The organism is Methylobacterium sp. J-001 (assembly GCF_022829565.1).
In the GTDB taxonomy this organism is placed as follows: domain Bacteria; phylum Pseudomonadota; class Alphaproteobacteria; order Rhizobiales; family Beijerinckiaceae; genus Methylobacterium.
Window position 1 is genome coordinate 1 of record NZ_JAKSYN010000153.1, and the last position, 25,849, is coordinate 25,849.

The following is a 25,849-nucleotide window of genomic DNA, read 5'->3' on the forward strand; positions in this document are numbered from 1 at the left end:
CGACGCCTACCAGCGCGGCGGCCCCGAGGCGTTGAATGACCATCCTTCGCAGCCGAGCCGGGTCTGGAACCGTCTACCTGCAGAGATCCGCGAGCAGATCGTTGCCTTGGCTCTGGAGCAGCCTGAACTCAGTCCGCGTGAGCTGGCGGTGCGCTTCACCGACGAGCACCGCTACTTCGTCTCGGAAGCGACGGTCTACCGGTTGCTCAAATCTCAGGACCTGATCACCAGCCCGGCCTATATCGTCATCAAGGCCGCTGACGAGTTCCGTGATAAGACCACCGCGCCCAACCAGCTTTGGCAGACGGACTTCGCCTATCTGAAGGTCGTTGGCTGGGGCTGGTACTACCTGTCGACCGTCCTGGACGACTTCTCACACTACATCGTCGCCTGGAAGCTGTGCACGACGATGCAGGCCAGCGAAGTCACCGCCACGCTCGACCTGGCGCTGGGTGCGGCTGGGCTCGATCAGGCGCGGGTGATGCCGCGGCCACGCCTGCTCTCCGACAACGGGCCGAGCTACGTCGCCAGCGACCTGGCTGACTGGCTCGGCATTCGGGGCATGACCCACATCCGCGGTGCGCCATGCCATCCTCAAACGCAGGGCAAGATCGAGCGTTGGCATCAGACACTCAAGAACCGCATCCTGCTCGAACACGCGTACTTGCCCGGCGAGTTGGAGACGCAGGTTGCCGACTTCGTCGAACACTACAACCATGCCCGAGCCCATGAGAGCCTGAGCAACCTCACGCCCGCTGACGTCTACTTCGGACGCGGCGAAGGGATCCTGGCCGAGCGGGAACGCATCAAGCGCCAGACCCTGATGGATCGCCGCTTGCGCCACCACGCGCAGGCCGCCTAACCTCTCACCCCAGATGGACCAGAGCCTCCGCTCCTGAACACCGCTGAATGTCCCAAATCATCTGACGACGGACAAACTGCGGTACTGCGCGCGCTCAGCATCTTTGAACACTCATAAGTTGTATCTGTGCGGTTCACGGCAGCGTGATTACTGTTTTCTGGAATATAAACTGTGTCAAAATTAGCTCTCGGATCCGGGAGCATCGCCACGTTAAGGCATAAATAACTTTCTTCCTCTAGTATCTAGACAACGGTGCCACATTTGAGTGACGCGCCGGTGGGCTGCACCGTAGGCCATTGGGCTCCTGGGTGTCGTCGAGCAGCCTCAACGATCCTGGGAGTGATGCCATGTTCGGTGGAATGCGTGCGCACGCCGATCTCGCGGCCAAACTCGATGCGCTCGACCGTTCACAGGCGGTCATCGAGTTCCAGCCCGACGGCACCATCCTTACCGCCAACGCCAACTTCTTGACGGCGATGGGCTACATCCTGGCTGAGGTACGGGGGCAGCATCATGCCATGTTCGTCGAGGCGGCACACCGCGACAGCGCCGAGTACCGCGCGTTCTGGGACGCGCTGCGGCAGGGAAGCTTCCAGTCCGCCGAGTTCAAGCGCATCGCCAAGGGCGGTCGACCTGTCTGGATCCAGGCAAGCTACAACCCGGTGCTCGACCGCGCCGGCCGGGTGGTCAAGGTGGTCAAGTTCGCCGCCGATATCACCGCCCAGAAGATGCGCGCGCTCGATCTCGACGGGCAGATCACCGCCCTGCACCGCTCGCAGGCAGTGATCGCGTTCGATCCAGCCGGCACGATCCTGGAAGCCAACCAGAACTTTCTCGACGCCGTCGGGTATCGCCTCGACGAGATCGTGGGTCGCCACCACAGCGTGTTCGTCGATGCCGCCGAACAGTCGGGGGCGGCCTATCGCGGGTTCTGGGATCACCTCGGACGCGGCGAGTTCGCAGCGGGCGAGTTCCGACGCATCGCTAAAGGCGGGCGCGAGGTCTGGATCCAGGCGACCTACAACCCGATCAAGGATGTCGACGGCACGGTGCTGCAGGTGGTCAAGTTCGCTGCCGATATCACCGCGCAGGTGCACGAGCGTCAGCGCCGGACCGAGGCGCAGCGGATGATCGGTGCCGACCTCGATGCTATCGGCTCTGCGGTCGACGACGTCACCCGGCAGACCGCGGAGGCCGTCGGTGCGGTCGGACAGGTCTCGAACGACATCCAGTGCGTCGCTTCGGGGGCGGAGGAGCTCTCGGCCTCGGTCGACGAGATCAGCCAGCAGGTCACCCAAGCCGCACGCATGGCCGGTGAGGCGGTCGAGCAGGCCCGACGCACGGGAAGCATCGTGGCGGGGTTGAGTGGGCAGGCGGCGCAGATCGGCGACGTGGTTGCGCTGATCCAGGGCATCGCTTCACAGACGAACCTGTTGGCGCTCAACGCCACCATTGAGGCGGCACGTGCCGGTGTAGCCGGCAAGGGCTTCGCAGTGGTCGCGTCGGAGGTGAAGGCCCTGGCCGAGCAGACCGCCAAGGCGACCGACCAGATCCGCGGGCAGATCACCGCGACGCAGGCGGCGACTCGCGAAGCGGTCGAGGCGATCGGTTCGATCCGGGGCACCATCGGTCAGCTCGACGAGGTTTCGGCGGCGATCGCGGCGGCGGTCGAGGAGCAATCCGCGGTTACGCGCGAGATGTCGGGGAGCATGCATACGGCCGCGAACGGCGTAACCACGATCGCCGGCGGCATGGAGGCGATAGCCCGGGCGGGCGAGCGGGTGGATGCCGCCACGCGGCAGGTTCGGGAAGCCGCACGGGCGGTCGCGTGACGATGGCCCAGCCCCCTGATTTCACCGCCCCCATCCTCGAGCATGACTGGGCTCAGCTATCGGAAGTTAGCGCTGCCGTGCGGCGTAGCCTCGACGATGCTCTCTCGGATCTCGTGCGCGAAGCGGTCGAAGAACCGACGGAGTCGTACGCGGCGAGCTGCGCACGTATCGATCGGGCATTCGGTGACCGGATGGCCCCATATCGGGATCTCGACTGGGCGGTGGATCGAGCCACGGCACTTCAGCACGTGCTGAAGCAGGGCCTGCGCCAGGGACCATATCGAACGGGCGATGATGATCCCAAGGTTCGTGGGTCGTGACCGGAACGATCGTCCCTCTGCGGTTGAAGCGCGACGAGGCATCCGCCCTCATTCGTTTTGATGCCGCGGCGGTGGAACTGCTGGTCGAGGGGCAAGCCTCGAACCTCTCGGTCGCGCGTCTCGACGCCATTCTGGCGCTGCTTCGTGGACAGCGGGCCAAGTTGGTCGCGATCCTGGCTGATCTGGAGGCGCGGGCACCAAGCTGCGATACCCGGATCGCTGGCATCAACGTAGACTTGCGGGATAGGACACGTGAAGCGTTGGCTCTAATCGACTTGCTCATTCAACGAGGTCAGGCCTGCAGGACGACAACAGAGCGAGGTCTGCCGCCGGGTTAGCGCCATTCCCGTTTGCCGCGGGGCATCAGGATGGCTGACGTTCAAATTTGCGCTGAGCTTCCGATGACCGGCGATGGATACCGATGAGCGAGCTTCTGCTGATTACCGACGACGTCGCTCGCGGCGAGCGTCTGTCCCGGGATCTCGGCGCGCGCGGGCGGTGTCAGGTTCACGACCTGTACGACGACGCAGTGCCAGCCATAGCTCCTGCTCTGATCGTCAGCGATGTCGGGGGGCTCACCTCCGCCGCTATCGTTCGCCTGCGCCGCATCCTGGCTCAGCTCCGAGGTGAGGGCGTCCCATACCTCTTCCTCGTTCACGGTAATGCCGCCCGTGCAGAGGCTCAGGCTCAGGTTCTGGGCGCTACAGCCACGGCCGGGGTGCGACAGATGCTCGAAGCCGTGGACCGCCTGCAGGGAACATCGATCCCAGTGCTCGCACGAACCCGAGCCGTCGAAGCTCGACAGTTCTTCCAGCACGCGCTGTTCTCCAGTCGATCGATCACGCCCGCTACGGCCGATATCGGCACCGACCTGGTCGTGCGTGCCGTCGGTGACATCGGCATCCACGACTGGGTCCGAGCGGTTCAGCAGTTCGACGATGCCACGCACCAACACTGCCTGTTGGTCGCCGCCCTCGCCGCGGCGTTCTCAGGGGCACTCGGCTTACGCCCAGCTGATCGCCATCGCCTGACGCGGGCCGCCCTGCTGCACGATGTCGGCAAGATCCACATCCCCGTCGAGATCCTGAATAAACCGGGCCAGCTCACTCATTCGGAGATGGCGGTGATGCGAACGCATGCGCAGCGCGGTCATGCCATGCTCGTGGCCGCCGGCTTCAGCGACGAACTGCTCGCGGCTGTCCGCTCCCACCACGAGATGATCGATGGGAGCGGTTACCCCGATAGCCTCCGGGGATGGGAGATCCCGGACTTCGTGCGCTTGGTGACGGTCTGCGACGTCTACGGGGCGCTGATCGAGCTGCGTCCGTACCGGCCAGCAATGTCAGGCCAGAAGGCCTATGGTCTTCTGCAGAGCATGACCGGGCAATTGGACGACGATCTCATCCGAGCGTTCCAGCCCGTGGCTACAGCGTTCAGGCCCGTAGCCTAAACGAATGCGTGAGCGCCGCGCGCCGTGGAGGTCAGCAGCTACTGTACGTGTAGGGTAAGCTTCATCTTCGGGTGGATGCCGCACTGGATGATGAAGTCCCCGGGCTGCTTCAGTGTCAGCGTGGCCTGCTTGCCCGGCTCTTGGTCGCCGGCATCGAACGCGAACCGATCGGCCTCGATGAAGGCGTGATGCACCGCGCTGTCGTCGCCGTTGACCAGGGTAATGGTGTCGCCCTTGTGTAGGAACAGGTCAGTGGGATCGTAGTGCCGCCCCTTCTGCAGCACGATCCTGATAGTGCTGGACAGGTCTGCGCGAGCCGATCCCGCCGCGGCGAGCGCGATAGCCAAGACGACGACGGACATACCGGTTCTATAAGCGCGCATAATCTGCCTCGTACTGCGGCACGACGCTGGCACGTGAGGTGGTGAGAGAGCGGCCGGGCAATGCGTAAAATTCAATCCATCTGCTGAGCTGGTCGAACGGCTCGTAGGCCTGACGCTGCTCTGGAAGGTGGGACCTTCACCTTGCCCTACGTTCTTAATTTGGGCCGACGTCTGCTTCTTGCTGCGGCGAGATCCCAAGCGCCGACCTGAACGCCTTCGTGTTTTGAATTCACGGTCAGCGTCACTATTAACCATCGCGCAACATAGGTTAACAATTCATTGGCGCGAAGCTTAGCTTTGTGAGGAAATACGTAGGCGGGGCGGTGCCCGCCACGTCTTTCGAGGTCATCATGGTTCGGGTCTCGGCGCTCAGGCTCACGCGTCGCCTGGGTACGCGCGCGCTGGCAAGCCTCGCAGCCCCACCCTTGGCCCTCCTCGCCGGTACGAGCTCCGCCAGCGCTCACGTGAAATGGTTCTGCGCCTACGACGTCGCCGGGCAGCCGCGCGGCCTCGAGCAGGTGCTGTGCGCTGACTTCGAGTGGCTCGCTGGTCTGGCCATCTTGTGCCTAATGTTTGGGTGCCTGGCCGAGGGCACGCCGCTGGGCGGCGCCTTGCTCAACGCGCTGGATCGTGTGACCTCCCGGGTCCGAACCGACACCGAGCTGCTGGTCCGCGCCACGCTGGGCTTCTTCTTCGTCTCGCTGTGGGGGATGGGTGGTATCATCCTCACCCCGGAGCTCAAGACTGACATCGCCTGGATCCCGTGGTTCCAGCTCGCGCTGGCCGCCTGCCTGATCTGGCGCCGGACCATGCCGCTCACCGGCCTGGGCATCGTCTTCCTATTCAGCTTCGCCACCGCGCAGTACGGCGTGTTCCACCTCGCCGACTACCCGGTGTTCCTCGGGGTGGCGGTCTACCTCGTCTGCCAAGGTCTCAACCTGAAGCCCTTCGGCCTGCGTCCGCTCGACATCGTGCGCTGGACCGCCGCCATCACGCTGATGTGGGCCTCGGTCGAGAAGTGGGCCTACCCGCAGTGGACCGATCCGCTGCTCGCTGCCAAGCCACAGATGACCATGGGCGCGACGCCCGAGTTGTTCATGCAGGCGGCCGGCGTCATCGAGTTCACCCTGGCCTTCGCGCTGCTCTGGACCCCGCTGGTGCGACGCGCCGCGGCGATCATCCTGGCCGCGATCTTCGTCTCGGCGGTGTTCGAGTTCGGCAAGGTCGACGCGATCGGGCATTCCGGGATCATCGTGGTGCTGCTCGGCATCGCCGCCGACGACGTGCGCACCGCGGTGCGGGTCCGCGACATCACGTGGGCGCCGGCCTACTACGGTGGTGCGCTCGCAACCTTCCTGGCGCTGTACTACGTCGGCCACGAGGCCCTGTACGAAGGCCTCGCCGGCCTGCCGGTGATCTGAGGCGGGGTCGGCGGGTGGATCTCAGCGGTGATCCGCCTACCGAACGCGGACGGCGAGCCTCATCTTCGGATGAACGCCGCACAGGACGGTGAAGTCGCCTTCCTGCGGGAAGGTAATTACGGTCCTGGCCCCAGGTTCGATATCGCCGGAGTCGAACGCGAACTCCTCGGTGTCGACGTAGGCATGGTGGACGAAGTTGGCATCGTCGTTGATGATGGTGATGTGCTCACCGATACGCAGAGCCACGTCCCGCGGTCCGAACTGCTTACCTTTCTGCGATATAAGGTGGTCCGGGTCCGGCAAGCCAGCGATAGCGTGACCGGCTATGGTCAGGGAAGCTGCGGCACACACCAGAAATGTCGGAAACAATTTCCAGTTGTTATTCAGCACTGGCGCCACCATAGATTTACCAATCGTCTGAATGAATATTGAATTTAAATCGTTAACGCCAGCCAAAAATATTCCATATCCTCGGTTTTATAACGAGGATGTGATCCGACTGGGCGCAGACCTGGAGAAAACGGCGGCGCGCGCGTCCGCGAGTTCTGCTGTTGACGAGGCCTACGCCGACGAGTCCCGACCCAGCACCTTGTCGACGCGGTAACTATGTCAGTTCTACGCCCGACATCCCGGATGCGAGCGGCGGGTGCCAAATAGGCGATGACGTAGCGGCAATCCTGCTCACCCTTAAGGCTAAGAACGCCGAGCTACGCAAGCAACTGGCGATGGCGCAGAACATGCTCATGGAGACCGTGATCGACGCCGGCAATCTGCATGACAGGCAAGCCCGGTTCCAGTCGATCTCACCCACTGCGTGCAGGCGCTCCAGAAGCACGCGATGCAGGCGGCTCCACGTACGCCTGCGGTGAAGGCCGCGGTCGTGCTTCCGATGGGGTGTCAGGCGGCAATCTGCCTGGGCTGATGTTGGGTCCAGTTCCACGGCAACAGATCGTCGATGCGTAGAGCCGGATGGTCAGGCAGGCGGTTGAGGACGTCGGCGAGCCAGACCTGCGGATCGATGCCGTTGAGCTTGGCGGTCTCGATCAGCGTGTAGAGGGCCGCGGCGCGATGGCCGCCCGCATCCGAGCCGGCGAAGGTCCAGTTGCGGCGGCCTACCGCGATGGGCCGGATCGCGCGTTCGGCGGCGTTGTTTGAGAGGCAAACGCGCCCGTCGTCGAGGAAGAGGATGAAGGCGCTCCAGCGCTTGAGCATGTAGTCGATCGCTCGCGCCACCGGAGCCTTGGCCGAGAGCTTGGCGCGGTTGGCCAGCAGCCACGCCTTCAACTCGGCGACGAGGGCGGCCGAGCGGGCGCTTCGATGCGCACGGCGCTCGTCCGGTCCCAGGCCGTTGATGGTGCGCTCGACCGCGAAGATCGCGTCGATCCGCGCCACCGCCTCGATGGCGATCGGAGCCTTCCTCAGGTCAGCCAGCTCGAAGAACTTGCGCCGGGCATGCGCCCAGCAGGCCGCCTCGCGGAGCGGGCCTGGTTTGCGACCGGGCTCGTACAGCCGACCGAACCCGGAGAAGGCATCCGCCTGCACGAGGCCGTGGAAGTCGCCCAGCCAGGTCTCGGCATGCGCGCCAGAGCGGTCGGGGGAGTAGAAGTAAGCCACAGCCGGTGGTTCGGGACCACCGAAGGGACGGTCGTCACGCACCACCGTCCAGAGCCGCCCCGTGCAGGTCTTGCCCTTGGCCAGGACCGGTACGGGCGTGTCGTCGAGATGCAGGCGCTCAGCTCTTCGAACATGAGCCTCGATCCGGGCGACCAGGGGCGACAGGGCGCGCGTCACCGCTCCGACCCAGCCGGCCAGCGTCGAGACGTCGATCGGCACGCCCTCGTGGGCAAAGCGCTGGCTCTGGCGATGCAGCGGCAGGTGCAGGCCGAACTTGGCCATCATCACCTCGGCGAGAAGGTTTGGGCCCGCTCGTCCGCGGGGGATCGGGTGGAAGGGGGCCGAGGTCTGCGCGATCGTCTCGCAATCGCTGCACGAGAAGCGCTCGCGCACGTGCTGGATCACGGCCCAGCGCGCGGGGATCCGCTCCAGGGTCTCGGTGACGTCCTCGCCGAGGGGGCGAAGGCGCGTCCCACCGCAACAGGCGCAGGTCGTCGGGCCGGGATGGACGATGCGCTCGCGCGGCAGGTGCTCGGGGAGAGGCCGGCGGGCGGGCTTGCGCCTTGAGGAAGCTGCACCGGAGAGCGCTTCGGGCTCGGCAGCCGCCTGCGCTTGGGTCTCGGCCAGCGTCTCCTCCAGATCCTCCAGGACGAGTTCGAGCTGGTCGATCCGGGCGCTGCGCTCCGAGGAGGTCCCGAACCGTTCTCGCCGCAGCCGGGCGACCTCCAGCTTCAGCCGTTCAACCGCGATCTCCGAGGCGAGCCGGGCCGCCCGCTCGGCCAGGATCATGGCATGGGCGGCGGCAAGGTCCGTGGGAAGCGGCGGGGGCTCGGGCGCATTCGGCCCGCTGGAGAGAAGAGCATATTCCTCAAGTGTTGTAACGCGTTATCCTCAGTCCAGGGCGCCAGGACGCCAGCTCTCCTGCGGCATCCGCCAGTCGATCCCAGAGAGCAGGTAGCCGAGTTGCGCCGTCGAGATCGTCACGGCTCCGTCGGCCACCGAGGGCCACAGGAAACGGCCGCGGTCGAGCCGCTTCGTGAACAGGCATGCCCCCTGGCCGTCGTGCCAGATCACCTTGATCAGGTCGCCACGCCGTCCTCGGAACACGAACAGATGCCCGCCATGGGGGTCGCGCTTGAGCGTCTCCTGGACGATCAGGCCGAGACTGGAAAAGCCTTTGCGCATGTCGGTGTGGCCGGTGGCCAGCCACACCCGCACGTTGGCCGGCAGCGGGATCATCGGCCCTCCAGGGCATCGAGCACTCGACGCAGCGCCGCGGCATCGACGTCCCTGTCGACCTTGAGACGCCGACCGCCGCCGAGATCGATCTCAATGACGCCGCTCTTGCGCCGAGGCCGACGCAGCGGCGCTGGAGCACGCGGATCATCCGACTGCTGGGTGGGAACAGGAAGTGACGGCTCCGGGGTGATCGCGACGGGCACGAAGACCGGGGCCTGCTCGTCCCCTCCCAAACGGCCTTCCCGAGCCTGACGACGCCACGTGAACAGCAGGCCCTGGGCGATCCCGTACCGGCGCGCCACCGAACACACCGACACGCCGGTCTCGAACGATGCTTCGACGATCCGCACCTTGTCATCGAACGACCAGCGCCGCCGCCGTTCGGCGTTCTCCAGTAGCTCGCCCCGCATCGTCCCGACCCGCTGACCTTAACGCCAGCATTAAGGTCAGGCCTCACCGCTGAGTGCGATGCTCTCAACCGCGGCCTTCACCAGAGGCGTACGGCTCCACACACCCGCCGCCTGCCAGTCCCGCAGCCGCCGCCAGCAACTCATGCGGGAGCCGCAGCCCATCTCGGCCGGCAGCATCCCCCACGGCAGGCCTAAGCGCAGCACGAACAGGATATCCGTCAGTGCGGCCCGGTTCTCGATTGGAGGACGCCCGCCCTTCGGACGGGGCCGAGGCGGTGGCGGGAGCAAAACGATCTCATCTTAGAGATCGCCGGGGATAAGAAGTCTAACCATGCCAAATCAACGCTAAAAACCTCAATAATTGCCGTTTTATTAGGCAACAAAAGCCGTCCAATTCCAGCGAAGCCATTCCATTATGCAAGCTATATTGTAACGAATTATCACCGCGCTGCCTACGTTGAACCTCTGGATGGGATCTTGGCCACGAGTGCTGCTCACGATTGTCAGAGCAGCGGTTTACCCTTGCTCGCTATCGGCGCGTTCGTACGACGTGAAGCCGAGTACCAGCTCAGACAACTCTGGCGTCCGAAGATAGCCATAGGATTTGTGCGGGTTCGCTGACCCGTTCGGGCGCAGGTAGGCGTTCACCACCGCCATGTCCGTCACGCCAACACCGCGGTCGCTGGGCACGAAGGTGTCCGAGAGTTCACCGGCCACCGCGGCGAGGTCGCGATTGTCGGCCATGTTCGTCCAGCGATCCACGTTGTTGGGGACCCGAGCCTCACCGTTCTCCTCTCCGATCTTCGCCCTCACCTCCGCGAGTCCGAGGGGTGAGCCCAACGTCACGAGATGCTCGACTCGCACCGATGGCGCCTCGCGTTCGAGCATGCGTAAGGCGTCGTATGCGATGATTGAACCCATCGAGTGCGCGACCAAGAGCGTGCGCCTCCCGGCATGCTGTTCGAGCACAACGATGAGCCGACGCCGGACCTGTCGGGCGAACGGAGTCTCGGAATGGTAGTGCCACAGGTCGTCGAAGCGATGTTCGAGGATCGCGTCGTCGATTGGCGTCGCTCCCGTCGCCGTCTGGAGTGCGGCCAAGCCGCGGTAGACCTTACCGACGATACCGTCGTTCAAGCTCGCGTCAGATCCCGGCTCAAGGCGTGGGAATGGTCCGGACTCCTCGTCGGGTCGGTAAGGCTCGTCGTTGGCGTCGCCGAGGAGCGGGTAGTCGTAGCGTAGATCAGCCCAGTACACGAACTCGAACGGGAATTCTCCGCCATCCTGGCCGCAATTCCGTAGTAAACCCTCAGCGACAGCCGCTCTCCACCACCGCCACTTCTCATCACGCGGGGGCTTGTTCTCAAGGCCATGGATGCCGACGACTATGCCTGCAGCGTCCAATTTTCATGCCCCGTCGGATCGTGGTGAAATCCCGGTTCTGCATACATGCTGGGGCAATCGCCAGATCAAGCGCCGGCTGACGACCCCGGCGTTGTGTATCATAGCCGCTGCCCACCCCAAACTTCGATTTGAGTGCGAGGTAGGAAGACGATTTCAGTATGAGTAGCGGCGGGGCAGGCACACCGTCGCCTCGCCGCTTTCGTCCAGGGCGATATCAGAGCGGCTTGCGCGGATCGGTCCCAGTGGTGCTTCCAGTCGTACCCGTGCGGCTGGTGTTACCGCGCTCGTCCGTGACCTCGACCTCGGTATGGCGGACCGTGTCCGACACCGTCTCGACCCGGTCAGCGGCCTGCTTGCGGATCCCGACCTCTTCGACCACCCGGGCCTCCTTCGACACCACCGCCTGCTCGCGCATCTCGGTAGCCTCGATCGTCTTCTCGGCGAACAACGCCTCATCGACTGGGGTCGGCGCGCGATCGACGGCGCGGCGGTCGACGTGCACGGTCTCGTCGCGCAGGGTTACGTCCTCGCTCACTGTATTCTCGACGGCGTAGGAGCGCACCCGCACGCGACCGCTGTCGGCCACGCGCTTGCCGACGTTCAAGCGCTCCTCGACCACCGGGATATACTCGGTATCACCCGCCGTACCCGCGACCGTCTCGCGGTTTGCCATGCCATCGCGCCCACCGGCCGCGAACGCCGCCGTGCCGCCCGTCGCCGGAATGCCGCCGGCTACCTCGGCCGTGGTCGGGTTGCGCAGCGCACCGGTGGTCGCCGTCGCGCCCGCTGCCGTCTCACCAGTGTAGCCGCTCCAGCCCTCCTTGCGCCACGTCGCCTCGCGCTCGTCGAGATCGACTGAGCCGTGCTGCTCCAGGATATCGTAGGCGGTCTCGATCTGCGCCTGTTCGACTGTGGCGGTTAGCATCGTGCCGCCGCGGCTCAATCCTTCCTGGTAAGTATGCCGATCCTCCTCCGGCATGAACATGTCTTTCAACGACCCCCAGAAGCTTTCGTCGCGCGCCGGTGCGGTCGCGATACGGCTCGTGCCGGTCCGATTGCCCGGCACGAGCCGTATCGCGGATTGCGGGATCCCGGCGGCGACCAGCTTGGCCTGCGCGGCCTCGGCTTGGCTCAGCACGTCGTACAATGCAGTGATGGTCTGGCTCATGATTTCGTCTCCTCGGCAGGTTGTGGGATGCTCTGCTGCGTGACGTGCCCATCCGGGGACACGCGTTCGACCACGGCGTGCTGCCTGCGCAGCGTCACCGGCACCTCGACCTCCTCACCCGCCGTGGTCCGGCGGATGTGCACCTCCTCCTTGAGGACGAGGCGCTTCTCGACGACGAGGATTTCTTCCAGGACCGGGATGATCGTCACCCCACCCTCCTCACGGACCACCGGGGGCACCTCGCCCTCGGACAGCGTCCGGTTGATGGCCACTCGGGTGACCCCAACCATGTCGCTGTGCAGGGTCTCGCGCAGGATTTGGTCGGTGGTCTCGGTCCGGGTCGAGACCCGCATTCGCCCGGTCTCCACCGCCCGCTTGTCGATGCGGGCGGTCTCGGCGATCAGCGGGAGCGTTACGGTCTCGCCGACGGCGATCTCCGCCGCGTGTTCGCCCAGCATCCCTAGGAGGTGCGGTTCGGTGGCGGCGGGATCGCTCATGGTCACACCCGACGCTGGGTCGTGGTGGTCATCGCGGCGCGGCTCACGACTGGGTCGACGGCGGCGCCACGACCCGCGAAGAAGGCCGACAGCGCTCCCAGGATCAGCGCCAAGGCACCGTAGAGCGCCCCCTGTGCGCCGACACGGGCGGCGGCATCGGCCGCCTGCTTGGCCTGCTCCTTGGTCTTCGCGACCGTGTCGTTGAACTGCTGCACGTACTGGGCGACCTGGGTCCGGGCCTGATCGACCGGGATGTTCTGCGCCTTAGCGAGAGCCTGGGCAGCCTTCTCCTGCGCATTCTTCTGCTGGGCGGCGTCGCCGGTCACCGCCGCACGCATCGCGCTGACGGCGGCGTTCTTCAGGGCCTCCGGATCATTGCCGGTGCCATTGCGGACCTGGCTCTCGATGTTCGAGAACGGGTTATCCATGCCTGGCAGCGACGGGGCGGCGGCCTGTGCAGCGGTCTTCACCGAGCCGCCGATCAGGTTGCCGGCACCACCGAGCGTGCTCGACACCGCGCTCGACGCGCCGCTGATGACGCCGCCGACCGCCGAGGACAGCAGGTACACGACGACCAGCGTCGAGACCGCCCAGGCGATCAGCCCGTGGTAGGCGGTGGTGGTGTTGGCCGGCTTGCCCGAAAGGCGCCCGGCGAGCCAACCGCCCGCGGTGGAGGCGAGGATGCCGGAGATCACGAACCAGATCCCAGCGCTCGAGGATAGGCTTCCCGCGGTCGGGGTGCCGTTGCCGGCCGGGTCGACGGTCGAGAGCCCGATGCCCAGCCCGACCATGTTCAAGATGACCTGGGCGACCAGCGCGATCACAGCACCGGCGAACACCGCGCCCCAGGAGATGGAGTGCACCGCCATCGTGCGCATGTCCTCCGCGGGGGTGACCGGGCTGGCAGTGGGGAGATCGCGGTCGTAGGCCGGACGGGTGGTGTCGGGTGTCAACGCCATGCTCAGTACTCTCAGTTCAGTGTGGTTCGATCTTCGGCCGGGAGCGGCGGAAGTGGGTTTGTCTGGCGTCGGAGCACCTGACGACGGCCAACCAGGCCATGGTCGCGCCACAGCATAATCGTCTGCAGGATCATCGAGGGCGTGCAGAAGCTGCGGCTGCGGCCCATGTGTCCGCACGCGCCCCAGCATCACATGCGGGTCGAGCGCTTTGGCCTCGGCTTGGTGTTCGACGACGTGTGTGCGACTTCGAGGGCAGCGATCTCGGCGGCGGCTTCCGCCTGGATCGCGTGGTCGCCCTCGATGATGCCGATGGCTTCCTTGATCAGCGCCCGAATATGATCGGGCGATAGCACCTTCCGACGCCCGGCCACGCGGATCTCCTCGTATCAACCCATCGGGATGATCTTCCGAGATGCTCGCGTGAGCAGAGCTACCACTGCGTAATCAGATAATCTACTTGAAGTTCCGACGATTTACATAAAGTACGATTGCACTAAATGGACTTGGTAGTTCTGTCACGGTTTTCATCGATTTTAGCGTCGGTGCCGCGTGTTCGGCCCGATCCCGCGCTCCTGCGCCCACACCACCACCGCGCTGCGGCGGTTGACCCCGAGCTTGCGGTACAGCCCGGAGACGTGATTGCGCACCGTGTTCGGCGACAGCTTCAGTTCGGCACCGATCTCCCGATCGGTGGCGCCCTGGCAGATCCGCGTGAGCATGTCCTGCTCGCGGATCGTCAGGTTCTCGACTCCGAGCGATGGCCGGGCAGAGCGTGACGGTTGACGCAGGGTCGCCAACTTGTCGATCACCCCGTGGCTGAACCACGATGCGTCCGCCATCACCGCCTCGATGGCGGTGATCAGTTCGCGCTCCGAGCGCTTGCGGGCGGTGATGTCCTGCACGACGCACAGGACGCAGGCCTCATCGTTGATGCTCACCCGCTCGGCCGAGACGAGGCAGTCGATCTCGGTGCCAGCCGCATCCTGCAGCGTGGCCTCGAAGCCACGAACGCTGCCGAGCCGTCTCAAATCCCGGGAGAATTTGCGCTGCTCGACGCGGTCAACCCAGAGCGCGAGGTCGGCGAGCGACTGGCCACCCGCGGCCTCAGGGGCGTGCCCGAAGGTGGTGACGAAGGCTTGGTTGACGCTGGTGATCTCCAACCCGTCCGCGTCCATCAACGCGCTCGGCACCGGTGACAGGTCGAACGCCTTGGCGAAGCGCTCCTCGCTGTGGCGCAGGGCCATCTCGGCCTTCCGGCGATCCTCCAGGTCGGCGAAGGTGAACAGCATGCACGGCTCGACGCCGCCCGGACCTGGCATCTCGATCGCGTGCCCGGCCACGATCACGTAGCGGCCCTTCCCACAAGGCGTTGCGAGCTGAGCCTCCATCTGCGGGATGGTGCGGCCTGCGTGCAGGCGATGGATCGCCAGCTCGCGCCGCTCGGCTTGGCGTAGCAGGTCGATCTCGCAGAAGCTCCGGCCGAGCACATCGTCGCGATGGTACCCGGTGAGGTCGAGAAAGCCGTGGTTGACCCGGACGAAGCGCAGGTCGGCGATCCGGCAGATGATCGCCGGGGCCGGGTTGGCGTTGAACATCCGCTCGAACCGGGCCTCGGCCTGGTAGCGCTCGCTCACGTCCTGCATCACCAGGGCGAGGCCACTCGGCGTGCCATCCGTGTCGATGGTCACCAGGCTACGGATGCGATGCATCCACCTGTGTGTGGGATCCCGCTTTGGGACCAACTCGACCACGACGTCGCGGAACACCTCGCCGGCGAGCACCCGGTCGAGGGGATGCTGCAGCGGGCCGATCTCCCGATGATTGCGGTAGTGCAGCGTGAAGTTCGCGCGGTACTCGGACACGGTGGCGCCGAGATCGCCGACGTCGGCAACTCCATGCATCATCACGGCGGCGGTGTTCGCGTAGGCGATGGTCTGATCCGGCTCGATCAGGATCACGCCCTCGGACAGGCCAGCCACGATCTGCCGCATCTGTATGTGACGCGTTTCATCGACCATCGGCGTCTCTCCTCGCGGAACGCCAACGTTCGAATGCAGGAAAAGCCCTTATATGAAGGGTCATTTAGGGAGAAAGCGGAACCGGTACGGTGGGTCGTAGTTGCCAAGCATGTCCGCTCGTGCCCCGCAGCCCGGCCTTCGGGTGAGCGTCGACCTCAATCTGTGCCAGGCCTACGCTCAATGCTGCTACGCAGCACCAAGTCATTTCCGCATCGAGGGGCACGAGGCGCTGCTCTACGATCCTGCTCCTACGACGCGCGCCCGCGCCGATATCGAGCAGGCGCGCGTCGCCTGTCCCGTGCAAGCGATCCGGGTCGAGGATCAGGGCCAGGGGAAAACATGCGATGGGACATAGTCAGCCCGGCCGTGCGGTGGTGGTCGGTGCAGGCCTCGCGGCCCTACGCGGGGCCGAGGCGATGCGCGAAGCAGGTTTCTTGGGCTCGCTCACGATCATCGGCAAGGAGCCCTACCGTCCTTACGACCGGCCGCCACTCTCGAAGCACGTCCTGACCGGCGAGATCGCCCCGGATGCCACCACCTTGCCGAGCAGCCTCGGTGAAGACGTCGACTGGCATCTCGGCAGTCCGGCTGTGCGTCTGGATCGTACGGTCCGGATGGTTCACCTCGCGGATGGGACCGCACTGGCCTACGACCGTCTGCTGATCGCTACCGGAACCCGCGCCCGGCCCTGGCCGAACCCGCACGAGGGCAGGCTCGCCGGAGTCCACACCTTGCGTGGTCGGGACGACGCGGTCGCCCTGCGTAAGGCGCTCACTCGAGGCCCGAGGCGCGTGCTGGTGATCGGCGGTGGGCTGATCGGCTGTGAGGTGGCGAGCGCCTGTCGGCAACTCGGCCTGCCGGTGACCCTGGTGCAATTGGGCCCGGCGCCGCTCGCCCGCGCATTTGGTCGGTATCTCGGCGCAATCCTTGGTGCGATGCACGAGGTCCGCGGGGTCGACTTGCGTCTCGGAGCCGAGGTCGAGTGGTTGGAGGGGGCGGACGGCCGGCTCGTACGCGCGCACCTCGTCGATGGCACGACAATCGACGCCGACATAGCGGTGACCGCGCTCGGCGCCGTGCGCAACACCGAGTGGCTCGATGGATCCGGTCTGTCGTTCGACGCAGGCGGGGTCGACTGTGATGCAGACGGCTATGTCCTCGACGTGGATGGGCGACCCGACCCCGCGATCGCGGCGGCAGGCGACGTCGCGCGCTTCCCACACCCGCTCTACGGCGGCCGCCGCATCGCTGTGGAGCACTGGGGTCATGCGGTTGCGCAGGGCGTGCATGCCGGCCGTTTGCTCGCCGATGGCAAGCCTGGACAGGGCTACGCAGCGCTGCCGGCTTTCTGGTCCGGGCAAGCGGGTGTCACGATCAAGTCTGTTGGCCTCACGGATGGGGCGGATGCGATGACGATCGCGCACGGTGACCCGGCTACGGGTCGCTTCCTCGCCCTCTACGGCCGGGCCGGGCGGTGCATCGCTGCCGTATCGATCGATTGTGGGCGCTGGCTACCGGCTTACGCCGCACTCATCGCCGAGAGCGCGCCCTTCCCGCCCGCGGGTGCGGCCACCGACCGGTCCGGTGCGCTCGACATCCTCGCGCCGGGCTTCTCCTGACGCCAGTTCGCGGACACGCCATGGCCGACCCCAGCCTTCTCGGGCAGATCAAGGACTACGCCAACCGCGTCGACCCGTACCCGCTCTACGCCCAGCTGCGGCAGACCGGGATCTTGCGCCAAGACGACGTGGGAGAGGGGGGCGGTGCGTCGGGCGACGAAGCACGAAGCGTATGGGTGGCGGCGAGCCACGACGCCATCACGCGTCTGCAGAACGACCCCCGCCTCAGCGTCGAGACCCAGCCGCCGACGAAGCGGCCGACCGTCGGCAATCCGATCACCGATTACCTCGTCAACCCGATCAAGGATCGGATCACTGACCGGCACCAGCCGTTCCTGTTCCGCGACCCGCCCGCGCACGATGTTCTGCGCGCCGCCACCGTTCAGCAATTCACCCCCGAGCGCGTCCACGCGATGCGCATCCGCTCCGAACGGCTGGTCGCCGAGATGCTCGACCGCAAGGTGGGTGCTCAGGAGATCGACGTCGTCGAAGATCTCGCCTACCCGCTTCCGGTCGCGGTGATCTGCGAACTGTTCGGCGTGCCGGTAGGCGATGAGGCCAGGTTCCACGACTGGTCGAGCCAGCTCGCCACAGCGGTCGAACCCGGTGTCGCGGTCAGCGAAGAGACCCGTATGGAGAACGCTAGGGCCTTCGATGCCATCTCGGACTACCTCGCCGACCTCATCGCCGAAAAGCGCCGCCGGCCGCGCGACGACCTGCTCTCGGGGTTGGCCAACCAGGCCACTGCTGACGGCTACCGGATGGGCGACTTCGATCTAATCTCGACCGCGATATTGATCCTCGTCGCCGGTCACGAGACCGCGGTGAACCTGATCGCCAACGCTTGGCTCACGCTACTGCGCCATCCGCGCGAGCTGGAGCGCCTACGTGCCGACCCAGGCCGAGCCGTGCGCGTGATCGAGGAGGTGATGCGCTACGACCCGCCGGTGCAGCTCGTTAGCCGCAAGACGCTCAGCGCCATCGACATCGCCGGCACTACGATCCCCGAGGGGGAGGCTCTCATCCTGATGCTCGCTGCTGGAAATCGCGACCCGGCCGCGTTCACCGATCCGGATCGTTTCGATCCGGATCGCATCGGCACCCGCCACCTCGGCTTCGGCGGCGGCATGCACTACTGCGTCGGTGCGCCTCTGGGCCGGTTCGAAGCTGAGGCCGCGCTCACTGCGCTGGCTCGCCGCCTCAAGGCTCCGCGCTTGATCGAGGATCCTCCACCCTACCGGCGTCCGGCGACCCTGCGTGGACCTGAGCGTTTGCTGGTCGCAGTCGAGCGGATCCTTTAATCGACGTCAGTGCCTGCGATTGGTCGCCATTAGACCAACGAGCTATGTCTGTCCCGCTGATAGTTTTCAGATCGCCCTTATGCACGGCACGGCTGAGTTCCAGCGAAGCCGTTCCACTACGCAAGCCCTATTGGAACTCAACGCCAGGTAGCGTGAGTGGCGATGTTGCTTATTCGATGGAATTTCCGACATTGGTGGCGATTGCTATAGCCTCACGCGAAGCGGACCGTCCGGTATCGACTCAATCCGGCCGCTAGGGACGCGATCGACGCTTGCCGGAAGCGGTCGTTCGCCAGCCGTCCGGCAACTTCGAGTTGGGTGGGGGCTATCGTCAACTCGAGGCCCTGGAGCGGTCATTCGGCTTCGGTCGGCTCTGAGAGCCGGCCCAGCAGCTCGTTCATCAGGAGGCGCTCGCCCGGCGTCAGCGCTGCGGCCGCGGCGAGGTGCGCGCGCAGGCCGACCGCCAGGGACGCCAAGCCGACCCCGTCCGGCGCGGGCGGGTCGCCGACGACCGCGGCGAACACCGCGTCGCGCGCCAGGGGCGAGAGCTGCGGGTCGCGCACGTCCTCGTCCGTCGCGAGCAGGGTCGCCACCGTGCCGACGCCCGCGGCGTGGATCAGCGCCACCGCGCGCTCCACTGGCACATGCAGCCGACCGGCCCGCGCGATCCGCCCCACCCGCTCGCGCAGGATCGCGAGGCCGGCGAGCATGGCCGGCGACCCGGAGGCCGGCGCGCCTATTTCGTTGGTGATCGCGAACACCGCCGGGTGGGCCAGCCCAAAGGCGATGTAGGCGTCCCAGGCCTCACGCAGGCCCTCGACCGGGTCGGGGTGCGGCGGCACCGCCCGCTTGCGCGCGAGGAAAGTCGCCAGCCCATGCTCGGCCACAGCGTTGAGCAGTCCGCGCTTATCCCCGAATAGGCGGTAGAGCGTCGGTGCCTGCACCGCCGCCGCCTTGGCCACGGCCCGGGTGGTCAGGGCCACCACGCCGCCGTCAGCGATCAGCTCGGACGCCGCCGCCAGGATGCGCGCCCGGGCGTCCTGCCTATCGTCCCCGCCGTCCAGTCCATCGTTCATGGCGCGGTGTAGCATCGGTATGATCGGATCGGTAGCGGCGATTGAAGGCGACCGAAATCGTTGATACAGCGATAATGTTTCCATCGTTACGAGGACTGTGCATGATCGTCGTCACAGGGGCCACTGGCCAACTCGGCAAGGCCGTCGTCGAGGACCTGCTGCGCCGCGTGCCGACCGAGCGGATCGCGGTCAGCGTTCGGGACATTGGCAAGGCCGCCGACCTCGCCCGGCAGGGCGTCGCGGTCCGCCAAGCCGACTTTGCGGACGAGGCCAGCCTGCGCGCGGCGTTCGAGGGTTCGGACCAGGTGCTGATCGTCTCGGCCAACAAGCTCGGCGAGGAGGCGCTGCGCCTGCACCGCACCGCCATCGCCGCGGCCCGCGCCGTCGGTGTGCGACGGATCCTATACACGAGCCATGCCGGCGCACGGCTCGGCTCGTCCTTCCCGCCCGCCGACCAGCACGCCGGCACGGAGACGGACCTGGCAGGCGGCGGGTCGTGGACAGCGCTGCGCCACGGTTTCTACGCCGAGAGTTGCCTTTTCATGGTTGGCGACGGGCTGCGCGCCGGGGAACTGTGCACGCCCGAAGACGGGCTAGTCGCCTGGACGGCGCGCGCCGATTTGGCGGAGGCCGACGCGGCGATCCTGGCGGCGGGAGACGGGTGGGACGGCCCGACGCCCCCGCTCACGGCGGGCCGGGCCGTGACCATGGCCGAGGTGGCGGCGATCGCTTCGGAGGTGACCGGGCGCGCCGTGCGCCACACCGTCATCGGCGACGTGGAATGGCGAGACGCGAAGATCGCAGGCGGGATGCCTGCCCTCTACGCCAACATGCTGCTTGGGACGTTCCAGGCCGCGCGCCGGGGGGGACTTCGCGGCGACCGACCCTGCGTTGGAGGGGTTGCTGGGCCGGCCGCCCCAGACGATGCACGAGGTGCTGGCAGCCGCGGGTCTCTGATCGCAGATGTCAGCCCTCCCGCCCGCAATCGTCGAACCGCTGGTCAAACACCAGGGCGGTCGGTTCTTCGGGACCAGCTAAGTTGCTGACAAACGCACCTTCAGAGGGGCTGCGTTGGATCGGGGGGCAGGCGGGACGGCAACGTCCGCTTCATCAAGATTGTGCTCAGAAGCGGACCGGCGGAAACCCTGAAGAGTTTCGGTCGCCGCGAGGCGTACGAAAGTCGTGGATGAACGAACCCGCGGGATGGCGGGCGGTCCTATGGGGATTTGGGTTAGGCGTCGCCCCCAGGGGCGGAGCAACGGTGGGCAAACCTCGCCGGTTGCGAGGCTGAGGGCTGCCGGACTGGCGGGCCCCCGGGTCTTGGCGAAGCCGACCGGGGTTCGACGATCGCGGTTGCGCGGCCCATCCTGGCATTCGGCACACGGTGAGGCATGCCCCGGGGCGCGGCTCCGCGGGTGGTTGGCGGCGTCAGGCCATGCCGGGTCATGGCGAACCGGCCCGGTGCGACGTGGAGCGGAACGGCGGCCCCCGGGGCTGATGCCAGCCCGCGAAGGACCCGACGATCATCATGGGACCGCCGCAGCAGGGGCAAGGCGAGCGGGCCTTGCCGGGGCTGTCCTGCGGATCGGGCGCGTCGGCGGTGGGGCGAGGCGGGGCCGGGACGCCGAGGATCGCGCGGATGTGGGCCAGGCCCGCCTTCCGGTTTGCGCCCGTGAGGAGGCCGTAGTGCCGGATGCGGTGGAAGCCGCGCGGCAGGACATGGAGCAGGAAGCGCCGGATGAACTCCGTGGCCGACAGGGTCATGACCCGCGGCCGTCCGGCCTCGTCGCGCCGGTAGTCCTTGACGCGGAAGCTGACACTCGCCCCGTCGAAGGCGAGGATGCGTCGGCTGGAGATTGCGACGCGGTGGGTGTAGCGCGCCAGGTAGGCGAGCACGGCCTTCGGCCCGGCAAACGGCGGCTTGGCGTAGACCACCCAGCGCTTCCTGCGCACCGGGGCGAGCGCGCGGGCGAAGGCCCTGGGATCCGAGAGCGGAGCCAGGGTGCCGAAGAAGACGAGCGTCCCGGCCTCGTGGAGGGCGGCGAGCCCTTCGAGGAACAGGCGGCGGAACAGCATGCCCAGCACCCGCACCGGCAGGAGGAAGGCAGGGCGCGACGCGACCCATCGGGTCCCGTCCGGCGAGAGGCCTCCGCCGGGGACGATCATGTGGAGGTGGGGATGGTGGGTCATGGCCGAGCCCCAGGTGTGGAGCACGGCGGTGAGACCGATGCGGGCCCCGACGTGCTTCGGGTCGGCGGCGATCCGCATCATGGTGGTGCTCGCCGCTCGGAACAGCAGGTCGTAGACGGCGGCCTTGTTGTGGAAGGCGATGGCGGCGATCTCGGCCGGCAGGGTGAAGACGACGTGGAAGTAGCCGACCGGGAGAAGGTCGGCCTCGCGCGCGGCGAGCCAGTCGCGCGCCGCCGCACCCTGGCAGCGGGGGCAATGCCGGTTGCGGCAGGAGTTGTAGGCGATGCGCAGGTGGCCGCACGCATCGCAGCCCTCGACATGGCCGCCGAGGCTGGCCGTGCGGCAGTGCTCGATCGCCGCCATCACCTTCAGCGTGTCCAGGCTCAGATGGCCGGCCTGATCGGCGCGGTAGGCTGGACCGGCGGCGCGGAAGACGTCGGCCAGTTCGATGGTGGCGGCCGTCGTCGTGCCCGTCGTGGCGGGCATCGCCTCAGCCCGGCGCGGGCCCCTGCCTGTGGAACAGGGCGAGCCTGTCGAGGGGGCTGGTCACGGCCCGCACCGTCCGGGTGGCGACCTTGGCGTAGAGGGCGGTGGTGTCGAGCCGGCTGTGCCCGAGCAGAACCTGGATGACGCGGATGTCGACGCCGTCCTCCAGGAGATGGGTGGCGAAGGAGTGGCGCAGGGTATGGGGACCGACGCGCTTGGGGATCCCGGCCGAGCGCGCCGCCTCGACGACGACGCGGTGCAGCTGGCGCGTGCTGATCGGCCGTATCCAGTCCTGCCCGGGGAACAGCCAGCCCTGGCGCTGCAGGACGCCCTGCCGGTGCCCCTCGCGCCACCAGCGCCGCAGCAGGTCCAGGAGATCGGCCGACAGCATGGCGTTGCGGTCGCGGCCGCCTTTGCCACGCTCGATCCGCAGGAGCATGCGGGTCGAGTCGACATCGCCGATCCGAAGCGCGGCGACTTCGGCCACGCGCAGTCCCGCGCCGTAGGCGAGGGACAGGGCGGCGAGATGCTTCAGGCAGACCGTGGCATCGAGCAGACGCCCGACCTCGCCGGCGCTCAGCACGTCGGGCAGGGTGCGCGGCTGGTTGAGGCGGACCAGCCCCCGGGCGAGATCGGGGCGGTTGAGCGTCTGGACGAAGAAGAAGCGCAGGGCGGAGACGATGGCGTTCATGGTCGGCACGCCGAGGCCGACCTCCTGCTGGGCGATCTGGAAGCGGCGCAGGTCGTCGCCGGTCGCGGTATCGGGTGATCGCCGCAGGAAGGCGGCCAGCCGCCCGACGTCGCGGATGTAGTTGCGCTGCGTCGCCCGGGAGAACCGGCGCAGGGTCATGTCGTCGATCAGGCGCTGGCGCAGCGAGCCGCCGGCAGCGGCGGGAACGGCGAGGATGGTCATGGGATGGCTCCACTCGAAGTAAGGGAGCCGGGATCGTCCGCCCGGGCTGGGCGGCGCTCAATTGGCGCAGGGCGCTCGGGTCAATCCGCTAGCCTCGAAGCTGCCACCCATCCCGCGCGAGCGGGTTCGTTCACCCACCCAACCCTGCCATTCCTATCGGCAACTCCGTTGATCCGCCTCCCGCAACTGAATGCGCGTCCAGTGCATAGCGTGGTAATGTCGCTTATCCGATCGTTTTCCCGACTGCCGGATCATACGCATGTAAATAGCGCACCAGATCAGCGAAATTGGGGCATTGTCTTGATTATGCGACAGCATAAGGCCGCCATCGCTGGTTTTTACGTGACCAGCTGAAAATTTCGCCTCAAAGCGCAGTGTGCTCGCTGATGGCTGTGTCGTCGAGCGGTTCGAGGAAAGCCGCACCGATACCTCGCTCAATTCGACGGGCGACCATTGCCTGTCGTCGCCCAACGAGTATCACTTCGCCCACCGCTGGAGGATTATCCAACGCCAGCGCCACGCCCGAGGCCGACAGGTTCAGGATCTGCGCGGGCACACGCCGACCATTCGCCAGTACGACTTCCACCGCCGTACGCTCCGGGACGATCCGTTTATGGACGCGCACGACATCGGACAACTTCGCTTGCCGGCGTGCCAGCTCGATGAAGCGCCGTGCCACTTCACCTGGCGAGGGCGCTTTCCCGAAGATCCGCACTGTGAAGTCGCAGTTTCCCACCCACACGACCGAGACCTGAGCTGCTCCGATGCCGCGGATGTTGCAGATTAGGCGCTCCTCGACGGTAGGCAGCGTCGCCGACCGCAGTCTCAATCCTTCGGACGAGATGTCCACGGTGACCGCGTGGAACTCGGATCCGTCGCGGCGAAGGCATAGGGCGGGGACGACCACAAGGTGTCGTGTGGTGGCTTTTCGTTCGATCATGCGCTGAACGCCTCAACGACAGGGCGAACGGCACTCACCAGAACTCCATCAAAGCAACCTATCAAGCTTTCCACGACCGCCAGCGCCTTTGCCACACGTAGACCCAGAAGGCGCACGCGGCGCACAGCGCGAACGGCATTGCCGGGGTGTTCAGGCGGCAAAAACGTCTGCAGCGTCTGCCGAACTCGCCTGCCCGTTCAGTCGTACTTCAAACAAGCCGACGCGCTGAGATGTCATCTGGATGTCGCCGGCTTCCTGGGCCATCGCCGTCGCGAGAAGCTGCGCGCGCCCAGCCCAACGATCTCGTTCTACCCGCATAGCATCAAGCTGATCCTCGCTGGATGCCAACGCGACCTGCAACGCATCGATCTCAGTTCGTAGATCGCTCGTGCGTTGCCGCTCACTCGCCAGGGCGGCTTTGAGGACGTAGAGGGCAGCGTCGGTCGTTCCCTTCGACGCGCGCTTCACATCGCCGGTGGTAAGGGATCGTGGCCCATCACTCTCAATCTCATGGGTCCGCTTATCGCTCGCTGGTGATGACATCAGCGTGGCTGCCGTAGCCGGTCGAAGCTGCGCGATTTCCGCCTTCAGTTGCTCGACATCGAGCCCTGCTGGGGAATGGACCTCGGCGGGTTCGATCGGCGGAGCGGCGACGAGGGAGCGCGGCACGCCCTCCTCCTCCAACACCAGTTCGTGTAGCATGGCGAACACGGCATCACCGTCCAGCCTGGACAAGTCGAACCCGCTCTCAGCCGCGAGACGACTGAAGCGTGCTTGCCCCCCGGCGGACGCGCCGACGTAGGCCATGGACCAGTTCGCGAAGTTGCGGCTTTCCGTCGGACCGCACTGAAGAACCGTCACGTCGCCATGACGGCCATCGCACTGGATCCGCTCGAAGGTCTCTTCGACCCCCTGTCTTGGTCCCTCCAAAACCTGAGCGAAGGCACCAGCGTTGAACATCAGCGCTCCGGTCACATCCGCCCGAGCGTTGTTCCGCTGCGATGCGGCCAGTATCTGCCCGACAACGGCCGTCAGTTCAGCCTCAGATCCGTGAAACAGGTTTTTGCTGGCGTAGACTAGGCGATAGAGCTCACTCATGGGACATCCGACGAGTTAGGTGGATCAGGATTAGGGCTGGTAGCTTGCGATGAATTGCAAAAGGTCATCCGCTGGTATTGGCCGGCTGATGAGGTAGCCCTGCACGTCGGTGCAGCCTTCATCGCGAATGCGCTGCATTTGCTCCGGCGTTTCGACGCCTTCGGCGACCGTGGTCATGCCCAGGCTCTTGCCGAGGCCTGCGATCGCCCGGATGATCGCGTCCCCATCGGGCTTGCCCGACAAGTCCTTCACGAAGGACCTGTCGATTTTGATCTTGTCGAATGGGAAGCTGCGCAGGTAGCTCAAAGACGAGTAGCCGGTACCGAAGTCGTCCATCGAGACGCGTACCCCGAGCTCACGCAGTCGATGGAGCGTCTGCAAGGTCCTCTCACTCTCCTGCAAAAGGACGCCCTCGGTGATCTCGACCTCCAGCCGCTTAGCCGACAGACCTGAGCTGGCGAGTGCCGAGATGATCGTCTCGACCAGCCGGTCACTCTTGAATTGAGCAGGGGAGACGTTCACCGCGACCGACATCCCCGTGGGCCACGTCATCGCATCGCGACAGGCCTGACGGATGACCCACTCGCCGATCGGTACGATCAGACCGATCTCCTCCGCCAGTGGGATGAAATCGAGCGGCGAGATCATT

General features: G+C 66.2%; 27 protein-coding genes and 1 pseudogene. 10 read left to right on the plus strand and 18 right to left on the minus strand.

The features are described 5' to 3' along the window. From MKK65_RS19605 to MKK65_RS19625, 5 genes are all read left to right on the plus strand, one after another. The coding region (locus MKK65_RS19605) for a DDE-type integrase/transposase/recombinase (protein ID WP_243959860.1) at positions 1 to 862 on the plus strand (862 nt) is incomplete at its 5' end. A 347-nt stretch (positions 863 to 1,209) separates the two neighbouring features. After that, on the plus strand, positions 1,210 to 2,694 hold the full coding sequence (locus tag MKK65_RS19610) for a PAS domain S-box protein (RefSeq protein WP_243959861.1): 1,485 nt from the start codon (positions 1,210 to 1,212) through the stop codon (positions 2,692 to 2,694). A gap of 2 nt (positions 2,695 to 2,696) precedes the next feature. Then, complete coding sequence (locus MKK65_RS19615) at positions 2,697 to 3,014, plus strand: hypothetical protein (protein WP_187278483.1); 318 nt, start codon at positions 2,697 to 2,699, stop codon at positions 3,012 to 3,014. Continuing rightward, complete coding sequence (locus MKK65_RS19620; RefSeq protein WP_147909175.1) at positions 3,011 to 3,352, plus strand: hypothetical protein; 342 nt, start codon at positions 3,011 to 3,013, stop codon at positions 3,350 to 3,352. Before MKK65_RS19615 ends, MKK65_RS19620 begins: the two co-directional genes overlap by 4 nt. An 83-nt stretch (positions 3,353 to 3,435) precedes the next feature. Beyond that, the gene (locus MKK65_RS19625; protein WP_147909174.1) at positions 3,436 to 4,464 is read left to right on the plus strand and encodes an HD-GYP domain-containing protein; all 1,029 of its coding nucleotides are present in this window, start codon (positions 3,436 to 3,438) and stop codon (positions 4,462 to 4,464) included. 38 nt (positions 4,465 to 4,502) lie between these two features. Here MKK65_RS19625 and MKK65_RS19630 read toward each other — a convergent pair whose 3' ends face one another. Next, positions 4,503 to 4,826 carry a cupredoxin domain-containing protein gene (locus MKK65_RS19630; protein WP_243959862.1) on the minus strand — a complete coding sequence of 108 codons (324 nt, stop codon included), beginning with the start codon at positions 4,824 to 4,826 and terminating at the stop codon, positions 4,503 to 4,505. Positions 4,827 to 5,197: 371 nt separating this feature from the next. Between MKK65_RS19630 and MKK65_RS19635 the strand changes: the two genes are divergently transcribed. Next, positions 5,198 to 6,268 carry a hypothetical protein gene (locus MKK65_RS19635; RefSeq protein ID WP_243959871.1) on the plus strand — a complete coding sequence of 357 codons (1,071 nt, stop codon included), beginning with the start codon at positions 5,198 to 5,200 and terminating at the stop codon, positions 6,266 to 6,268. A gap of 36 nt (positions 6,269 to 6,304) precedes the next feature. Here MKK65_RS19635 and MKK65_RS19640 read toward each other — a convergent pair whose 3' ends face one another. The 11 genes and pseudogenes from MKK65_RS19640 to MKK65_RS19690 form a co-directional block, all read right to left on the minus strand. Beyond that, complete coding sequence (locus MKK65_RS19640) at positions 6,305 to 6,724, minus strand: methylamine utilization protein (protein ID WP_243959863.1); 420 nt, start codon at positions 6,722 to 6,724, stop codon at positions 6,305 to 6,307. Positions 6,725 to 7,165: 441 nt separating this feature from the next. After that, complete coding sequence (gene tnpC, locus MKK65_RS19645; protein WP_243959864.1) at positions 7,166 to 8,671, minus strand: IS66 family transposase; 1,506 nt, start codon at positions 8,669 to 8,671, stop codon at positions 7,166 to 7,168. A 102-nt stretch (positions 8,672 to 8,773) separates the two neighbouring features. Next, positions 8,774 to 9,121, minus strand: a complete 348-nt coding sequence (gene tnpB / locus MKK65_RS19650) for an IS66 family insertion sequence element accessory protein TnpB (protein WP_243959865.1) — start codon at positions 9,119 to 9,121, stop codon at positions 8,774 to 8,776. Next, complete coding sequence (gene tnpA, locus MKK65_RS19655; RefSeq protein ID WP_053609154.1) at positions 9,118 to 9,531, minus strand: IS66-like element accessory protein TnpA; 414 nt, start codon at positions 9,529 to 9,531, stop codon at positions 9,118 to 9,120. Before tnpA ends, tnpB begins: the two co-directional genes overlap by 4 nt. Positions 9,532 to 9,621: 90 nt before the next feature. Further along, a pseudogene (locus tag MKK65_RS19660) lies at positions 9,622 to 9,825 on the minus strand (transposase); the annotation flags it as partial. A 222-nt stretch (positions 9,826 to 10,047) separates the two neighbouring features. Then, positions 10,048 to 10,935 (minus strand): lipase family alpha/beta hydrolase, encoded by an 888-nt coding sequence (locus MKK65_RS19665; protein ID WP_243959866.1) that lies wholly within the window; start codon positions 10,933 to 10,935, stop codon positions 10,048 to 10,050. A gap of 214 nt (positions 10,936 to 11,149) precedes the next feature. Beyond that, the gene (locus tag MKK65_RS19670) at positions 11,150 to 12,103 is read right to left on the minus strand and encodes a YsnF/AvaK domain-containing protein (RefSeq protein WP_147909169.1); all 954 of its coding nucleotides are present in this window, start codon (positions 12,101 to 12,103) and stop codon (positions 11,150 to 11,152) included. After that, positions 12,100 to 12,600: a YsnF/AvaK domain-containing protein gene (locus MKK65_RS19675; RefSeq protein ID WP_147909168.1), complete on the minus strand. Its 501-nt coding sequence runs from the start codon at positions 12,598 to 12,600 to the stop codon at positions 12,100 to 12,102. The genes MKK65_RS19670 and MKK65_RS19675 overlap by 4 nt, the downstream gene beginning before the upstream one ends. 2 nt (positions 12,601 to 12,602) lie before the next feature. Next, positions 12,603 to 13,559, minus strand: a complete 957-nt coding sequence (locus MKK65_RS19680) for a PhnA-like protein (protein WP_409565461.1) — start codon at positions 13,557 to 13,559, stop codon at positions 12,603 to 12,605. Between the two features lie 188 nt (positions 13,560 to 13,747). Next, positions 13,748 to 13,930 (minus strand): hypothetical protein, encoded by a 183-nt coding sequence (locus MKK65_RS19685; protein ID WP_147909166.1) that lies wholly within the window; start codon positions 13,928 to 13,930, stop codon positions 13,748 to 13,750. 162 nt (positions 13,931 to 14,092) lie between these two features. After that, positions 14,093 to 15,577: a PAS domain S-box protein gene (locus tag MKK65_RS19690; protein WP_147909165.1), complete on the minus strand. Its 1,485-nt coding sequence runs from the start codon at positions 15,575 to 15,577 to the stop codon at positions 14,093 to 14,095. Between the two features lie 109 nt (positions 15,578 to 15,686). On the opposite strand from MKK65_RS19690, the gene MKK65_RS19695 reads away from it, so the two are divergent. The 3 genes from MKK65_RS19695 to MKK65_RS19705 are packed head-to-tail and all read left to right on the plus strand — an operon-like array spanning position 15,687 to position 18,497. Next, complete coding sequence (locus MKK65_RS19695) at positions 15,687 to 15,932, plus strand: ferredoxin (RefSeq protein WP_147909164.1); 246 nt, start codon at positions 15,687 to 15,689, stop codon at positions 15,930 to 15,932. Beyond that, positions 15,922 to 17,196: an NAD(P)/FAD-dependent oxidoreductase gene (locus MKK65_RS19700; protein ID WP_147909163.1), complete on the plus strand. Its 1,275-nt coding sequence runs from the start codon at positions 15,922 to 15,924 to the stop codon at positions 17,194 to 17,196. The genes MKK65_RS19695 and MKK65_RS19700 overlap by 11 nt, the downstream gene beginning before the upstream one ends. A 20-nt stretch (positions 17,197 to 17,216) precedes the next feature. Beyond that, entirely contained in the window at positions 17,217 to 18,497 is a 1,281-nt protein-coding gene (locus tag MKK65_RS19705; RefSeq protein ID WP_147909162.1) for a cytochrome P450, read from the plus strand. 353 nt (positions 18,498 to 18,850) lie between these two features. Here the strand turns inward: MKK65_RS19705 and MKK65_RS19710 are convergent, their stop codons facing one another. Continuing rightward, positions 18,851 to 19,573, minus strand: coding sequence for a TetR/AcrR family transcriptional regulator (locus tag MKK65_RS19710; RefSeq protein ID WP_147909180.1), 723 nt, complete (start codon positions 19,571 to 19,573; stop codon positions 18,851 to 18,853). Between the two features lie 101 nt (positions 19,574 to 19,674). Between MKK65_RS19710 and MKK65_RS19715 the strand changes: the two genes are divergently transcribed. Next, on the plus strand, positions 19,675 to 20,619 hold the full coding sequence (locus MKK65_RS19715; protein ID WP_210249203.1) for an NmrA family NAD(P)-binding protein: 945 nt from the start codon (positions 19,675 to 19,677) through the stop codon (positions 20,617 to 20,619). A 397-nt stretch (positions 20,620 to 21,016) separates the two neighbouring features. Here MKK65_RS19715 and MKK65_RS19720 read toward each other — a convergent pair whose 3' ends face one another. The 5 genes from MKK65_RS19720 to MKK65_RS19740 form a co-directional block, all read right to left on the minus strand. Beyond that, positions 21,017 to 22,249 (minus strand): IS91 family transposase, encoded by a 1,233-nt coding sequence (locus MKK65_RS19720; RefSeq protein ID WP_243959867.1) that lies wholly within the window; start codon positions 22,247 to 22,249, stop codon positions 21,017 to 21,019. Positions 22,250 to 22,253: 4 nt separating this feature from the next. Then, positions 22,254 to 23,162: a tyrosine-type recombinase/integrase gene (locus MKK65_RS19725; protein WP_243959868.1), complete on the minus strand. Its 909-nt coding sequence runs from the start codon at positions 23,160 to 23,162 to the stop codon at positions 22,254 to 22,256. Between the two features lie 364 nt (positions 23,163 to 23,526). After that, complete coding sequence (locus MKK65_RS19730) at positions 23,527 to 24,102, minus strand: PilZ domain-containing protein (protein ID WP_147909159.1); 576 nt, start codon at positions 24,100 to 24,102, stop codon at positions 23,527 to 23,529. A gap of 150 nt (positions 24,103 to 24,252) precedes the next feature. Then, positions 24,253 to 25,200 carry a BLUF domain-containing protein gene (locus MKK65_RS19735; RefSeq protein ID WP_243959869.1) on the minus strand — a complete coding sequence of 316 codons (948 nt, stop codon included), beginning with the start codon at positions 25,198 to 25,200 and terminating at the stop codon, positions 24,253 to 24,255. Between the two features lie 30 nt (positions 25,201 to 25,230). Continuing rightward, positions 25,231 to 25,849, minus strand: a 619-nt coding sequence (locus tag MKK65_RS19740) for a putative bifunctional diguanylate cyclase/phosphodiesterase (protein ID WP_243959870.1), incomplete at its 5' end; no start/stop codon positions are given.